Source organism: Colwellia maritima (assembly GCF_022669015.1).
GTDB classification, from domain to species: Bacteria; Pseudomonadota; Gammaproteobacteria; order Enterobacterales; family Alteromonadaceae; genus Colwellia; species Colwellia maritima.
Window position 1 is genome coordinate 1,580,613 of sequence record NZ_JAKKSL010000001.1, and the last position, 15,204, is coordinate 1,595,816.

Genomic DNA, 15,204 nt, shown 5'->3' on the forward strand with positions numbered 1-15,204 from the left:
TTACCTTTTTGTCGAATTACGGTTTTCTTGAATTTGTGTCAGCGTTTTATCTCAGTAAAGGGCTCTATTTTAGCTTCTTTCACCAAAGATAGCGGTACCGATTCTCACCATGGTAGAACCATAAGCAATCGCTATTTCTAAATCATTAGACATGCCCATTGAAAGCGTATCTACCGTTGGATATTGGGCTTGTAATTTTTTAAACAAGTGCTGCATTTTTTCATAACTAGCGACACCGGCATTTTTTTCTGGAATTGCCATTAAGCCACGCAACATAAGTTTATCACAATTATCAACAACTTCAGCTAAAGAAAATACCTCATCCACCATAATGCCAGATTTTGACGGTTCTTCACTAATATTGACTTGTAAACAAATGTTTAGCGGGGTATCTTGACAATTATGTTGCTGAGTTGAATCGTTTAAGTGCTCATTTAAACGGTGAGCTATTTTTGCTCGGTCAACGCTGTGAACCCAGTGAAAATGTTGTGCAATTTGTTTTGTTTTATTCGATTGAATAGGGCCAATAAAATGCCAACAAATATCGGGAAGATGTGACAATGCGGTGATTTTTTCTATTGCTTCTTGTAAATAGTTTTCACCAAAGTCACGTTGTCCAACAAGGTATGCTTGCTCTATTGCTGATACTGGTTTTGTTTTACTAACAGCGAGCAAAGTAACACGATTTTGGTTAGTATTTGACGATACTTTATTTTCTTGCGCAGGTATCTGAGAGCTAACATGAGAACTAACATGAGAACTAACATGAGAAGTATTATGGCAAGCTCTATTAATTTGTGATTGTATTTTTTGTATATTTTCTTTAATTTTATTCATCATTTTGTGACTAATGTTTAGACCGATTTATTATTAACGAACAACCGCTGTTTTTAAGATAGGTATAATACGTTAACAATTGATATTTTAACAGATAACACCACCGAGGTTTTTTATGGATATTACCGAACTACTTGCCTTTAGTGTGCAACATGAGGCGTCAGATTTACATTTATCAACTGGCACACCGCCGTCAATCCGTGTTGATGGTGATGTTCGTAAACTCAACATTCCTGCATTTGATGCAAAAGATGTTAATGCGTTGGTTTATGACATTATGAATGATCGTCAACGTAAAGAGTATGAAGAAAAACTCGAAGTGGATTTTTCCTTTGAAGTGCCTAACTTAGCTCGTTTTAGGGTTAACGCGTTTAACCAAAACCGAGGTCCTGCTGCAGTATTTCGTACGATTCCAAGCAAGATATTGTCACTTGATGATTTAGGTTGCCCTGATATTTTTAGAGAGATATCTGATACGCCTCGAGGGTTAGTTTTGGTTACAGGACCAACCGGTTCAGGTAAGTCTACTACATTAGCGGCAATGGTTGATTATATTAATGATTCGAAACATGATCATATTTTAACGATTGAAGATCCGATAGAATTTGTGCACGAAAATAAATTGTGTTTGATTAACCAACGTGAAGTACATCGCGATACCCTTAGTTTCGAAGCCGCGCTTCGCTCGGCATTACGTGAAGATCCCGATGTTATCCTTGTGGGGGAGATGCGTGATTTAGAAACCATTCGTCTTGCAATGACCGCAGCAGAAACCGGGCATTTGGTTTTTGGTACTTTGCATACTACTTCGGCTCCCAAAACCATTGACCGTATTATTGATGTATTCCCAGGTGAAGAAAAATCGATGGTACGTTCTATGTTGTCAGAATCACTTCGGGCCGTTATCTCTCAAACGTTAATCAAGAAAGTAGGGGGTGGCCGAGTTGCTGCCCATGAAATTATGATAGGAACGCCTGCTATTCGTAACTTAATACGTGAAGATAAAATTGCACAAATGTATTCAGCTATTCAAACAGGTATGTCTAATGGTATGCAAACAATGGATCAGTGCTTACAGAATTTAGTGAGTAGAGGCATGATTACTAAAGGTGCTGCTATGGAAAAAGCTGTCGACAAAAATCAATTCAGAAGCTTTTAATTTTTTGTAAAATATTAGGCAGGAATAACCAATGAGTTTTCATCAGTTATTAGAAAAAATGGTTGCTGCAGATGCATCCGATATGTTCGTTACCGCTAAATTACCGGTAAGTGCAAAAATTAATGGTGAGTTACAACCTATTGCTGACCATGCATTGACGCCTGAAGAAGCGTTAGGTTTAGTTCATAACGCGATGAATGAAAAACAAATTCGCCAGTTTGATGAAGAAAAAGAATGTAACTTTGCGATTTCAATTGAGGGCATTGGTCGTTTTCGTGTTTCCGCTTTTTGGCAACGTGATATGGCAGGCATGGTCATTCGTCGTATTGTAACTGAGATTCCTGACACTGATGATTTGGGCTTGCCCTCTATCTTAAAAGATGTGGTCATGTCAAAACGTGGTTTAGTGCTTTTCGTTGGTGGAACGGGTACGGGTAAGTCTACGTCAATGGCCTCTTTGATTGGTTATCGAAATCGAAATTCTCGTGGGCATATTTTAACGATTGAAGACCCCGTTGAATTTGTACATGAGCATGCTAAGAGTATGATAACTCAGCGAGAAGTTGGCTTGGATACCGAATCATTTGATGCCGCATTAAAAAGTTCATTACGACAAGCGCCCGACGTTATTTTGATTGGTGAAATTCGTAGCCAAGAAATTATGGAGCATGCGCTAAGTTTTGCAGAAACAGGGCATTTATGTATTGCAACCTTGCATGCGAACAATGCTAACCAAGCAATTGACCGTATTATGCATTTAGTACCGCTGATCAGCATGGTAAATTATTATTTGATTTAGCATTAAACCTTAGAGGAATAATTGCGCAACAGTTAGTACCAACCAAGGATGGAAATAGTCGAGTGGCGGCTATTGAAATATTATTAAATTCTCCTTACATTGCAGAGCTCATTAAAAAAGGTGAAGTTGGTAGTATTAAAGAGGTGATGGAAAAATCTAACGAACAAGGCATGCAAACCTTTGATCAAGCCTTATTTACTTTGTATGAGCGCGGTCAAATTACTTACGCGGATGCGTTGCATCATGCTGATTCACCGAATGACTTACGCTTGATGATTAAACTACGCAGTAATGAACAAGGAGGAACAGGTGGTTTAGCGGGTGTGACCCTTGATGGATTTGACACCGAGGATGAATAGATTGATAAAGGGAAATTATTCTTTTTATCAAAGAACAAAGAATAAAAATTTGAGGTTATTATTTGAGGTTATTATTTAAGGTTATTATTTAAGGTTATTATTTAAGGTTATTAAGAAGGCCCAATAAAAGGATTTTAATTGGGTCTTATTTGATTCTAAAACTTATTTAATTCTAAAATTAGTTTCTAAAGTTTTTCGGTATTTCAAAGCAAGTACCTTTAAAAGATCACGCCAAGTAATGATACCTACGGGCATGTCTTCTTTATTTACGACTGGCAAACAAGATATGTGGTTATCATATAGGAGTAACACCGCTTCATTTAAGGTTTGATATGACTTAATTGTTACAATGTTCCTAGTCATTACTTGGTGTGCTTTTTTGTGCATTAAAGCGGTGTCTCTATAGGTTTCATGACTTGTACCTACCGTTGGACTCAAGTGTTTATATAAGTCTCTATCTGTCATAACCCCTGCAACTAATCCATCATCATCTGTGATAATTACATGATGTATTTTATTGTTTTCAAATAGCGTTTTAACTTTGCTTAAGGGAGAGTCCATCGAAAGCATGAGTAAATTTTTGCTCATTAAATCTTCAATTTTCATAGGCTATTCTTTTTTTAATTCCAATGCTCACATTGTCCTTTAAATTAATTCGGTGAAAAACTATCGCCTTACATCAATTTATATGTTTAGATAACTCATCGGATGAGGTGTTGTGTCGCTACGTATATTTGCGAATAAAATAGTCAATTCGATTGAATTAACAATATCAGTATAACAATAATTGTTGCAACTATTTCAACATATAAAAATCAATCACTGAGGTAATTAACCATGGCAAATAATTTATACAGTACAGCAGATGATCAGCAAGAAATTACGTTAGTTGATGATGCTTTACTTATGCAAAAAGAAGCCTTTGTTAATGATCCTTATTTAACGGCACAAACTCGTATTGATGATTTAGTTAAATTAAAAACTGCTATTTTAACGCATCAGGAGGCGTTAATTTCAGCTATGTCAAAAGATTTTGGTTGTAGAAGTGTTGATGATAGTAAAATGGGGGATTTAATGCCGACCATTTTAGGGATTAACTACGCCATTAAACATATCAAAAAATGGATGAAACCATCTAAACGCCATGTAGGCATATTATTTCAACCTGCTAAAGCGTATGTTATGTACCGGCCCTTAGGCGTTGTCGGTATAATTACTCCTGGAATTACCCACTATTTTTATCCCTTGGTCCATTAACTACAGCCTTTGCTGCGGGTAATAGAGCGATGATTAAAATGTCTGAATTTACTCCGAAGAACGAACCTTGTTTTAAAAACTATGTTGGGAGATGTTTTTTCCAATGAAAAGGTTGCTGTGATTTGTGGAGGCCCCGATGTTGCTGCTCATTTTTCGGCTAAACCTTTCGACCATTTAATTTTTACCGGGTCAACACGCATTGGAAAAATTGTAATGGCGGCAGCGGCTAAGAATTTAACGCCAGTAACGCTTGAACTTGGTGGTAAATCGCCAACCATAATTGACGATGATATTGATATTAATGATGCCGTATCTCGTTTTATTCTTGGGAAAACACTCAATGCAGGACAAACCTGTGTTGCACCTGATTATATACTCTGTCCTTCAGGCCGTGTTGATGAGTTGAAGCACGCAATAAGTAAGCAATTTACTAAAATGTATCCGAGTGTTGCTAACAATAGTGATTACGGTGCGATGATAAACGATGCACAACTTTCGCGATTGAGTCAGTGGTTAGAGGATGCCAAGAATAAAGGCGCTATTTTAACTACGTTAGGTTCTGATAGTCTGGAAGAGTGTAGGTTGCAAGGCAAAATACCCTTAACATTAGTTAATAATGTTAATGATGATATGTTGTTAATGCAGGAAGAGATTTTTGGTCCTGTTTTGCCTATTGTTAGTTATAAAAATCTAGCTCAAGCTATTGTTTATATTAATAATAGACCGCGTCCGTTGGCGCTGTATTTATGTAGCCATAATGCCAAAGTTCAACAAATAGTATTAGAGCAAACGCACGCCGGCGGTGTGTGTTTAAATGATGCGGCAATGCATGTGGCTCAAGATGATATGCCTTTCGGCGGTATTGGGCCATCAGGGATGGGACAGTATCATGGACATGAAGGTTTCTTAACCTTATCTAAAGCCAAATCTGTCTTTAAAAAGGGTAAAATTAATACCTCAACTAATGCTTTTCCTCCCTATGGAAAATTTATACATAAGCTTATATATAAGTTTTTTTTAAAGTAATTGTTAGCCGTTTATTTGTTATAATCTCTAATAGCATTACCTTCAGCAATGCCTTGGTACGCTTGACATGGGCATTAAGCAACGAGTATTTAGCTAATGCAGGTTTAGGGATATCTGGATCAAAATCCATCATGGTTAATGAACCGCCCTGTGCGGAGCCGCATGCAGGGTGGTGTGGGGGGCCGGAGGGTAGAAACCTCCGGCTACCCGATTTAGTTTTACTTACTGCCAATTAAGCTTTAATTCTTTATGGCTTTGAGCGCAGTCTTTAAGATAAAGGTTAATCAAGTTTTGATAAGGCACACCATTTTGATCTGAAAGCTGTTTAAAATACTCAATAACATCTTGATCTAAACGGATAGTTATTTGTTTCTTTAGTTTTTTCACGTACGGGTTAGGTACGGAATTGGAAAAATCATATTGATCACGCATATCTGTACTCCTCATATTGTTTACGTTCATATTTATCTGCTTTCCTAGCAGAAATAATACGAATATTATCTTCGTAATCTCGATAACAGTGACATACAACAAGTGTTTTGAAGTTGTCACTTTGCCCAAGAATTATAAAGCGCTCTTCACCAAAAGAGCTATCAGGATCAGGAATTAAGCGAGCATAACCATCAAAGAAAACAGACTGAGCTTCATCGAAACTTACACCGTGTTTTTTGATATTGGAAGCCGCTTTATTTAGATCCCATTCAAATTTAATATCATTCATAAATTACAGTGTAGTTATATTGTAATTAGAATGCAAGATATGAGGTAAAACTAACGCCCAAATAACAGGCTAAGTAATGGTTGGCTATAATTGTGTAGCGAAGCGAAACGTAGCCAACTGTTACGTGTCCTTGTTGATTTTCTTGTTAGTTTACCTGCATTCTCGGTCCTGTTTTATAAGACTCATTATTAGCAATCATTTCTTTAACTAGAGAAAAATCACTTTTTTCCGAAAATACATACTGCTCGGAGAATGTTACTTGCAAACTATTCAAAAATCTAACATTTTCAGCTGTTTGCTTCATAGGTACACCTGTTTCATATGCTTCACCATATTTTACAAGTTCTGAAGGGCTTTTAAGCATATGAAGCATCTGAGGATTCATTACAGACATTTTCTCTACTTGCCTTTTAGATTTAATTGCTCGCTCTGCGATTGAAGGACAAGTAAATGCTAAAGTTAACGTAGTTGAAAGTGGTAAATGAATTTGAATACCTTTTAAACCTACACCTAAGTTGCCATAAAACCCCATATCGATATCGTTGTACAATGTTATTGGGTTGTCTGATATATAAAATGGATTGTTATTACATGTTTCGTATAAAATCCATGATTTATTCATTATGTGAGTTATTACATCATTTTGATCTAATATCATTTTCAAAAATAATGTTTTTCGCTCCGAAGATTCCTCGCTACCTAGTTCTTTCTCTATTTGTTCAGGTGACGCCCCAATAGCCTCAAATTTATCTGATACAGCACTCATCAGATGATTAATGCGTTGAAGCTCCCCAAATGACCTACCCCTTTGAACTGCTGTAAATGTTGCAATGATAATTTTCTCATCTTCGGTAAGGCATGAGATATTATTAGCGGTAATTATTTTTTTAATAATTGGAGCAGCTTTAGTTTCATAAATACCTAATATAGGCTCTAAACTCGCTTTTTCAGGGTGGTCACTAATATTGTAGAAACTATTTCTTGTCGTAGCATCAAATACGGATTGTTGAAACTCTCTTTCATTTTGTTTATCAAAAGTAAATAAACGACGTTTCTTATTTTTTTCCCAAAGCCAAAATGATCTAATAAAAACCGAGGTACAGTATGCTGCTTTTTTACATCCGTGCTCAATTTAGACGATTGACTCATTTAGACTCCATAGGTGATTGGTAAACTAACAGCTATATTAGAAGGATGAATATCATGTTTAAAGACGACATTGATCCTTCTATCATGTAAATTTAAAAATCTACGATACTCCAACTATCTCTACTCATCAATTAGTTAATCATAATTCCGTTAACTGGTTGATGAGTGAAAGGTTAGTAAAAACCTTTTTTCATGCAAATTACATAATCTTCGACTTTAGTTTGTTTATGCACAGTCAACAATAAAAAAAAATCACAAAACATCTCAACTAAAAGAAGATTTATCATGGGTGGCCTGATTAGTTTCCAAACAGGTATTAAATCGGGTCGTAAAATAGCCATTGATATTGACTTATCTAAATTCTTTGACCGAGTTAATCATGATTTACTCATGCATAAACTCGGTTTGAAAATAAAAGATAAAGTATTGATGAAACTGATTGGGCGCTACTTACGCGCAAGAATTGTTGAACACGGTAAGCGAGTAAAACCAACCCAAGGCGTACCACAAGGAGGGCCATTGTCACCGTTACTCTCTAATATCATGCTTGACGAGCTTGATAAAACGTTAGAAAAGCGAGGACATCACTTCGCCCGTTATGCGGACGACTTCACCATTTTGGTGAAAAGTAAGCGAGAAGGCGAACGCGTTTTAACGAGTATTAGCTTGTTTATAAAGCAAATCCTTAAACTCGTCGTTAACGAGAAGAAAAGTCGTGTAGGCGCGGTAAAAGAGACCAAGTTTTTAGGTTTTGGTTTCAAATACGGACGCATCAAAATACATGATAATTCATTGCAGCGTTTTAAATACCGTGTGCGAGAGTTAACTAACAGAAATTGGGGAATTGCCATGAGCAAGCAAATTGCGAGCCTTAACCGATATCTGCGAGGATGGGGAAACTACTTCCTCATCGCCAACGGTTATCAGTTATGTGTCGATTTAGATCAATGGATCCGCCGAAGAATACGGATGTGTTTTTGGCGACAATGGCGCAAGCCAAGATCCAAAGTGAAAAATCTATTAAAACGGGGTGTTCCACTAGCGCTAGCAATTAGCTGTGGAGCGACAAGAAAAGGGGTATGGCGAAGTGCGAAAACCAAAGGGATAAATCAAGCATTGAGCAACGAGTATTTAGCCAATGCAGGTTTAGTATCACTTAGGGATATCTGGATTAAAATCCATCATGGTTAATGAACCGCCCTGTGCGGAGCCGCATGCAGGGTGGTGTGGGGGCCGGAGGGTAGAAACCTCCGGCTACCCGATTTACATGGCTTTTATGACGTAGCCCAAACAGCCATATCTCTAACTCTTTGATAATCTTCTACTGTTTCATCAAAACCTTGTTCTTTAATATTTACCTTGAACGTTATCCAATCATTAGTTGCCTTAGCCTCAAGCGAAAGATGCTGCTCTATTGCTCCTTTTTCCCACAACCAATAACCATTTTGCTTTAACTTTTCATGTACTCTTGAAATCAGCTCCTGTGAAGCAACTTCACTGGCAAATAGTTCATAAGCGATATACGCCTTCCTAGCTCCTGTTCTTTGAGGCAAATTACTTCCGTCTAATTCAAAGTTGTTTCTAAGTGCAGATTCTGCCAATGCTTGTTTAACATTAACAATATCAACGTCATCCTCTGCAATTAAGTCAGCATTAACTGCCGTTGTAAATGCGTAATCAATATCGACTAGAGCTTTAAATGGGATTCCAATTCTTTGTAAAATCTTTCCCATTTTATGAATGCCTCGGCAACCATCCGCAATAACTAATGCTGTTTTATGGGCACTGAAACTTCTTTCACATGCTTTAAAAAGTTCAGGTAAAACGGATTGTTCTGTAGCACCCTCAGCAATTAAGACTCTGTCAGCAAATAGAATTTGATTCATATTGTATATTTCAAAGAGAATACGAGCTTGGTTCAAATTCCCCTCTATTTCTTCTTGTATTGCTTCAGCTATACGTTCTGTTACTAAAGTATTTCCACCAACATTTTTTCTCACAATATTCGTGTATGGAACATCTTCTTGCTCAACCATTAGTGATGAGTGAGTTGAAAAAATGACTTGGTAATTGATTGTTGAAAGTGTTTTTAGGGCATCTCTTACAAGCTCTATTGCTTGTGGATGAAGATACAATTCAGGCTCATCAATTAATAAAAGAGTCGTTTGACCAGAAGCAGTTTGTGTTTGTACTTCAGCTAACAATCTAATTAATGCCATTTGTATTGAACGCTGAGCACCATGACCAAGAGAGTCTACGTCAGCAATATCTCGGCCTTGCTCTTGAACTTTAACAGTTCCATCTGTAAACAATTTAGCTAATGAGGGGGTTGGGACATGAACCTTAAGTGAGATTCCCGGGAAAAAATCCTGAACTTTTTCGCTAGCTATTTGATCAAATTGATTTAACGATTCGCCTTTCAGTGCCATCAAAATTAAGCCTTCTACTTATAGTATCAAGCGCATCAACAAGTTCGTGCTGTTCGTTTTCTATTTGGGAACTTAATTGCTGTAAAAGCTTGCCTATGGTTGAAGTGGTTTTAAATTTTGAAACATCGTCAGTAGCATTATCCATAGATTGGACAAAAATCGGTTCAGGAAATATGTCATGCATTGCTTCCTGAAGACCATTAGGGTTAACACTCCATTCCCATTCATCTTCATCATTTTCACCACCGACAGAAACATAGAGTTTTCTTAGCCCTTTGGCTCCGCCGGGAGATCTTTGCTCCATCCGTATGTAAAGAGACTCCTCATTGATGAATGGGCTAATGCTTTCACTATGATTATCATCTATTGAATCGAGAAGTGCTTGGCTTATTCCTGATATTTTTGCTGTAACTAATATTTTTTCTTCGATATTAGTAAAGTCTTTATCTTGTAAACCTGTAGGTCTAAGAAACCATTTTACAGCTTTTAATATATTTGATTTACCTGCATTGTTATAGCCTACAAGCGGTGCGTATGATTCAAAATTTAAGAATACATCTTCACATGAGCGAAAGTTTCTAATTCTTATCCAATCAATTTTATGCATTTAATCTATCCTTGAATGCCAAGCTCATGGAGCCATGTAACAGCTATATTAGAAGGATGAATATCATGTTTAAACACGACATTGATCCTTCTATCATGTAAATTTAAAAATCTACAATACTCCAATTACCTCTACTCATCAATGAGTTAATCATAATTCCGTTAACTGGTTGACGAGTGAAAGATTAGTAATAATCTTTTTTCATGCAAATTACATAATCTTCGACTTTAGTGTATTTATGCACAGTCAACAATAAATTAAACAATCACAAAACATCTCAACTAAAAAGAAGGTTTATCATGGGTGGCCTGATAAGTTTTAGCTACCTAACGGTAGCTAAAAGAACACTACTGTCTATTGACGCGAGATGGGCTCATATGTGTTATGTGATTGTGCATTCATAGAATATTTTCTTAAGTTGTGCCACTGAAAGAAGTTTTGTGCCCCTATGAAGCATACGGTGGCAATTTGAACAAACTAGCGCAATGTCAGAGACCTTTGTTTTCTCTTTACCATCTAGCATTGAAACAGGCTTAGTATGGTGCCCCTCTATAAACCCATGACCTCGCTCACCATATTGTTGCTCGAAATCTAAAGTGCAGACATCACATTCAAGCTTTCCGGTATCGGCAAGCCTTTTTGCCTTTGCTTTCTTTGTGATTTTACTGTCCCGCTCAAGATAACGATGTTGTTTGAATTTCGCTGAGCCCTCTGGGAAATCTGATTCATCATCTTCGCTAACAATTTCATGCTCTGCCTCTCCTCGACGGTCAATTACCTCATAGTCCCGTGCTTGGAAGAAGTTCTTAGCTTCTACAGCATTGAAATCTGCAGCCGGATACTCATCTCCAGTTGCGAATAATGTCGCCAATGAAACAACGTATTTTGGTGGGTAACGCTTTCCATTGAGAACAAGATCATAATGAACTGAGTTCCGTTCAGTAGGCACACCATCACGGTCAATTTTCGATGCAGCTTGAAGAAAGTGATCTTTTGTAAGCCCTGACGGAATCATGTTTCTCTCTCAATAACATAACAGCTATATTAGAAGGATGAATATCATGTTTAAACACGACATTGATCCTTCTATCATGTAAATTTAAAAATCTACAATACTCCAATTACCTCTACTCATCAATGAGTTAATCATAATTCCGTTAACTGGTTGACGAGTGAAAGATTAGTAATAATCTTTTTTCATGCAAATTACATAATCTTCGACTTTAGTTTGTTTATGCACAGTCAACAATAAATTAAACAATCACAAAACATCTCAACTAAAAGAAGATTTATCATGGGTGGCCTGATTAGTTTCTAGCGCTGAGCTGTGGTTCGACAAGGAAAGGGGTATGGCGAAGTGCGAAAACCAAAGGGATAAATCAGGCATTAAGCAACGAGGATTTAGCTAATGCAGGTTTAGTATCACTTAGGGATATCTGGATCAAAATCCATCATGGTTAATGAACCGCCCTGTGCGGAGCCGCATGCAGGGTGGTGTGGGGGCCGGAGGGTAGAAACCTCCGGCTACCCGATTTATATGCCATTTTTAAGATGATTATATTTTTTAATAAATATTCTTAGAAATACAGCACCTATTATTCCATACACTATTAAACTAGCATAGCTACCAAAAACAGGGGAAAAAACTAGAACAATAAAAACAGCAAAGAATAATATTAAACCAAAGCCTCCACCTGATGGCTTTAATAGTGTGGGATCTGCAACAAAGAAAATAATAGCAAAAGAAAAGCTTAAAATAGCAAAGGCCAAATACCCATAAACAGTAGTTTTATGATAATTCACTATTGGAGCCTCCTTGGCATATAACGCTTCAATCAGCCGACGCGTTAGCGGTCGGATGCATTGATTTGTTAGGCTTTTCTTCGATACTGGCAGGGTGGTTGTTGTCCTCACCCCATATAAAATAGGCATTTGAAGACGCAGCTAATAGCCCGACTACCAAGACAAAGATAGCAAGATACTTGGCCATCCTGTAATTAAGCTCGCCAGATTTTACTCGCTTCCACTCATGCTTTAGGAGAGGTTTACTTACTTCCCTCAAAGGTTCACAAGCCTTTCTCGCTTCTGCCAATTCGTTCTTATGGTAGTGCTCTCGGGTTTTATAAAGCGCCGCTAAAAAGGCGTCATTTAATAGTTTACCTTTAGTATTTTTCTCACTATCATTAATTCGAAAAATTATGTCATTGTATGATTCGTTGACCCTTGCATATATTTCTTCCACATCTCGGGCCATCTCAAATTTATCACGCTTGTCTTCAGAGCGCGCCGAATAATGAATATACAGCGTAGACAGATATGTCAGTGATGAAATGTATCGCGCAATCGAATTTCTGAGCGAATTAATCCACTCCTGCCTGAATTCAGATATTTTATTTTCTTTCGATGCCACAAGGTTTGTGAAAGCAAAATATCCCGCAATTAAAGCAGCAAACATTGCCCCCAATAAAACAATAGCGTTTTTTCCTATTACTGCATCCAATCTACGTTCTCCTTGAAAGCCTAACAGCTATATTAGAAGGATGAATATCATGTTTAAACATGACATTGATCCTTCTATCATGTAAATTTAAAAATCTACAATACTCCAATTACCTCTACTCATCAATTAGTTAATCATAATTCCGTTAACTGGTTGACGAGTGAAAGGTTAGTAAAAACCTTTTTTCATGCAAATTACATAATCTTCGACTTTAGTTTGTTTATGCACAGTCAACAATAAATTAAACAATCACAAAACATCTCAACTAAAAAGAAGATTTATCATGGGTGGCCTGATTAGTTTGCCTGATTAGTTTTTGCCTGATAAGTTTTAGTTTTTAAAGTAATTGTTAGTTATCGCAAGATGAAATTGGAGGTTAGTGTGGTTAAGTTACCATTAATACTTCTTTTTTAACTTCTTCTTTAACGTCTCCTTTACTATCAGCCGCTCTTACTGTTTCAGTTTTTTCATTAATAAGGTTAGGTTGATATTCTAAAGGAAAATCTTTAAGTAGTGCTTTTATTTTAGATACATCTTCATCACGCATAGCATCGGTTAATTGAGTTATCATTTTGGCTACATCAGGCCAAAACAATGAAAATTCATTAGCCTTTAGAATACGTTTATGAAACGTTTTTTTAGGCTGATTACCAATTAATAACTCTTCATATAGTTTTTCACCAGGTCTTAACCCTGTATATTTGATGGCAATATCACCCTCAAGGTTTTTCTCATCCCTTATTGTTAATCCCATCAAGTGTGTCATTTTATAGGCTAAATCGACTATTTTGACGGGCTTACCCATATCTAATACAAATACATCGCCCCCAGTCCCCATCGCTCCTGCTTGTAACACGAGTTGAGCTGCTTCTGGAATGGTCATAAAATAACGTATGATTTCTGGGTGGGTAATGGTGATGGGACCACCATTTTTAATTTGTTTTTTAAATAATGGTACAACAGAGCCAGAAGAGCCTAAAACATTACCAAACCGCACCATAACAAAGCGCGTACTGTGATCTTTTTTAGCAAGTGCTTGTAGTACTAATTCAGCTAAGCGCTTAGTTGCTCCCATAACATTGGTGGGACGTACCGCTTTATCCGTTGAAATAAGCACAAAGGTTTCTACTTCACAATAAATTGCTGCTTGCGCAATTTCATAGGTACCCAGTACATTGTTTGTAATGCCGGCAATTACATTGTGTTCAACCATAGGTACATGCTTATAGGCGGCAGCATGGTATATGGTTTGTACTTTATATTTATTAAAGATATGGCTCATTAACATGCCATTTTGTACGTTACCAATTAATGGCTCTACTACTAGATGGTTTTGATTGTCCGATAATAATTCAAGGAGTTCTTGATGGATTTCATAGAGAAAAGCTTCAGATACATCAAGCAATACTAATTTGCCGGGATTATGTTGTACTATTTGGCGGCAGAGCTCTTTTCCTATAGACCCGCCTGCACCTGATACCATAACCACTTTATTGGTTATATTAGCTGAAAGTAGCTCGGGTATTGGTTTCACAGCTTGGCGACCAAGTAATTGATCTACAGATACTTCTCGTAATTCATCTATGGTCCGTTTGCCAGAAACAATATCTGACATGTTAGGAATGATTAAAAGTTCAAGTGCAAAAGGTTCAAGGGAGGCTAAAATTTGCTTTAAGCGTATGGGATCTACTTCTGGCACGGCAATGAGTACTTTAAATTGTCCGTATTTATTAACTAATTGATTGATTTTAGTGTGGTCAAAAACTTTTAAGCCTAGTACGTTGCGGTCTTGGTAGCGTTTTTTCTCGTCTATAAACGCCAGAGGTTGATATTTGTTGCCTAATGAAAGGGCATGAACGAGTTGGCGACCAGTATTACTAGCGCCATAGATCACTACTCCTTCTCGTTGAGCAAACCAATGTTGATCTACGATAAAGCCAATCAATGCTCTCGCTCCTGCAATCATGATACTCGTCATCACTAAAAATATCAGAGGGACAGATAACGGAACAAAGGCATTAAACGCAACACCTGCCATATAAAACATAATGGTACTTATGATTAATAAGCTTTGGATACGTAAAAATGATTTCGCATTGAAATACCGCACAACAGAGCTATAAATATCAAAGTAATAAAACAAGGTTAGGGTGAACACAGTGACAACTAAGAATACTGATATTTCTTGTAAAGAAATATCAATGCCCTGAACTCCTACTCGGATAAAGTAAGCAAGAAAAAATGCGGAAAATATTGCTAGTAAATCATAGGTTAATAGTACTAATAATTTAATACTGCTTGGGATTAAATCTATTCGTCTGATCATAACGGTACACACTTAACTTATTGTGAAAATATTGT

13 protein-coding genes and 3 pseudogenes are annotated in these 15,204 nt (G+C 37.0%); 4 read left to right on the forward strand and 12 right to left on the reverse strand.

Annotated elements, in window-relative coordinates; genetic code table 11:
• Nucleotides 1–69: 69 nt before the first annotated feature.
• Nucleotides 70–837, reverse strand: coding sequence for a YggS family pyridoxal phosphate-dependent enzyme (locus tag L3081_RS07810; RefSeq protein ID WP_242285655.1), 768 nt, complete (start codon nt 835–837; stop codon nt 70–72).
• Nucleotides 838–952: 115 nt separating this feature from the next.
• Here L3081_RS07810 and L3081_RS07815 point away from each other — a divergent pair, with 115 nt between their 5' ends.
• Both L3081_RS07815 and L3081_RS07820 read left to right on the forward strand, forming a co-directional pair.
• Nucleotides 953–1,996: a type IV pilus twitching motility protein PilT gene (locus tag L3081_RS07815; RefSeq protein ID WP_242284703.1), complete on the forward strand. Its 1,044-nt coding sequence runs from the start codon at nt 953–955 to the stop codon at nt 1,994–1,996.
• Between the two features lie 31 nt (nt 1,997–2,027).
• Nucleotides 2,028–3,154 (forward strand): annotated as a pseudogene (locus tag L3081_RS07820) (PilT/PilU family type 4a pilus ATPase).
• Between the two features lie 162 nt (nt 3,155–3,316).
• Here the strand turns inward: L3081_RS07820 and L3081_RS07825 are convergent.
• The gene (locus L3081_RS07825; RefSeq protein ID WP_242284705.1) at nt 3,317–3,760 is read right to left on the reverse strand and encodes a CBS domain-containing protein; all 444 of its coding nucleotides are present in this window, start codon (nt 3,758–3,760) and stop codon (nt 3,317–3,319) included.
• A 231-nt stretch (nt 3,761–3,991) separates the two neighbouring features.
• On the opposite strand from L3081_RS07825, the pseudogene L3081_RS07830 reads away from it, so the two are divergent.
• Nucleotides 3,992–5,437, forward strand: a pseudogene (locus L3081_RS07830) (coniferyl aldehyde dehydrogenase).
• Here the strand turns inward: L3081_RS07830 and L3081_RS07835 are convergent.
• From L3081_RS07835 to L3081_RS07850, 4 genes are all read right to left on the reverse strand, one after another.
• Nucleotides 5,412–5,669 (reverse strand): hypothetical protein, encoded by a 258-nt coding sequence (locus tag L3081_RS07835; RefSeq protein WP_242284707.1) that lies wholly within the window; start codon nt 5,667–5,669, stop codon nt 5,412–5,414. The pseudogene L3081_RS07830 and the gene L3081_RS07835 sit on opposite strands and share 26 nt — an antisense overlap.
• Entirely contained in the window at nt 5,660–5,869 is a 210-nt protein-coding gene (locus L3081_RS07840; protein WP_111978904.1) for a BrnA antitoxin family protein, read from the reverse strand. Before L3081_RS07840 ends, L3081_RS07835 begins: the two co-directional genes overlap by 10 nt.
• Entirely contained in the window at nt 5,862–6,158 is a 297-nt protein-coding gene (locus L3081_RS07845) for a BrnT family toxin (RefSeq protein ID WP_242284708.1), read from the reverse strand. The genes L3081_RS07840 and L3081_RS07845 overlap by 8 nt, the downstream gene beginning before the upstream one ends.
• Before the next feature lie 145 nt (nt 6,159–6,303).
• The gene (locus L3081_RS07850; RefSeq protein ID WP_338027274.1) at nt 6,304–7,290 is read right to left on the reverse strand and encodes a DUF4238 domain-containing protein; all 987 of its coding nucleotides are present in this window, start codon (nt 7,288–7,290) and stop codon (nt 6,304–6,306) included.
• Between the two features lie 332 nt (nt 7,291–7,622).
• Here L3081_RS07850 and L3081_RS07855 point away from each other — a divergent pair.
• Nucleotides 7,623–8,498: pseudogene (locus L3081_RS07855) on the forward strand (reverse transcriptase domain-containing protein); the annotation flags it as partial.
• An 83-nt stretch (nt 8,499–8,581) separates the two neighbouring features.
• Here L3081_RS07855 and L3081_RS07860 read toward each other — a convergent pair.
• The 6 genes from L3081_RS07860 to L3081_RS07885 all read right to left on the reverse strand — a co-directional run bounded on the left by L3081_RS07860 (nt 8,582) and on the right by L3081_RS07885 (nt 15,169).
• Entirely contained in the window at nt 8,582–9,736 is a 1,155-nt protein-coding gene (locus L3081_RS07860) for an ATP-dependent nuclease (RefSeq protein WP_242285661.1), read from the reverse strand.
• Nucleotides 9,702–10,343 (reverse strand): AAA family ATPase, encoded by a 642-nt coding sequence (locus tag L3081_RS07865; RefSeq protein ID WP_242284710.1) that lies wholly within the window; start codon nt 10,341–10,343, stop codon nt 9,702–9,704. The genes L3081_RS07860 and L3081_RS07865 overlap by 35 nt, the downstream gene beginning before the upstream one ends.
• 382 nt (nt 10,344–10,725) lie before the next feature.
• Nucleotides 10,726–11,292, reverse strand: a complete 567-nt coding sequence (locus L3081_RS07870) for an HNH endonuclease (RefSeq protein ID WP_242284711.1) — start codon at nt 11,290–11,292, stop codon at nt 10,726–10,728.
• A 584-nt stretch (nt 11,293–11,876) separates the two neighbouring features.
• On the reverse strand, nt 11,877–12,146 hold the full coding sequence (locus tag L3081_RS07875) for a hypothetical protein (protein ID WP_242284713.1): 270 nt from the start codon (nt 12,144–12,146) through the stop codon (nt 11,877–11,879).
• A gap of 28 nt (nt 12,147–12,174) precedes the next feature.
• Entirely contained in the window at nt 12,175–12,843 is a 669-nt protein-coding gene (locus tag L3081_RS07880; RefSeq protein ID WP_242284715.1) for a hypothetical protein, read from the reverse strand.
• Nucleotides 12,844–13,228: 385 nt separating this feature from the next.
• Nucleotides 13,229–15,169: a polysaccharide biosynthesis protein gene (locus tag L3081_RS07885; RefSeq protein ID WP_242284717.1), complete on the reverse strand. Its 1,941-nt coding sequence runs from the start codon at nt 15,167–15,169 to the stop codon at nt 13,229–13,231.
• Between the last annotated feature and the right edge of the window lie 35 nt (nt 15,170–15,204).

Bases quoted from the DNA above. Each gene is read 5' to 3' on its own strand.
- L3081_RS07885 (WP_242284717.1), bottom strand. From the start codon at position 15,169: ATGATCAGACGAATAGATTTAATCCCAAGCAGTATTAAATTATTAGTA.
- L3081_RS07840 (WP_111978904.1), bottom strand. From the start codon at position 5,869: ATGCGTGATCAATATGATTTTTCCAATTCCGTACCTAACCCGTACGTG.
- L3081_RS07810 (WP_242285655.1), bottom strand. From the start codon at position 837: ATGAATAAAATTAAAGAAAATATACAAAAAATACAATCACAAATTAAT.
- L3081_RS07860 (WP_242285661.1), bottom strand. From the start codon at position 9,736: ATGGCACTGAAAGGCGAATCGTTAAATCAATTTGATCAAATAGCTAGC.
- L3081_RS07845 (WP_242284708.1), bottom strand. From the start codon at position 6,158: ATGAATGATATTAAATTTGAATGGGATCTAAATAAAGCGGCTTCCAAT.
- L3081_RS07865 (WP_242284710.1), bottom strand. From the start codon at position 10,343: ATGCATAAAATTGATTGGATAAGAATTAGAAACTTTCGCTCATGTGAA.
- L3081_RS07825 (WP_242284705.1), bottom strand. From the start codon at position 3,760: ATGAAAATTGAAGATTTAATGAGCAAAAATTTACTCATGCTTTCGATG.
- L3081_RS07815 (WP_242284703.1), top strand. From the start codon at position 953: ATGGATATTACCGAACTACTTGCCTTTAGTGTGCAACATGAGGCGTCA.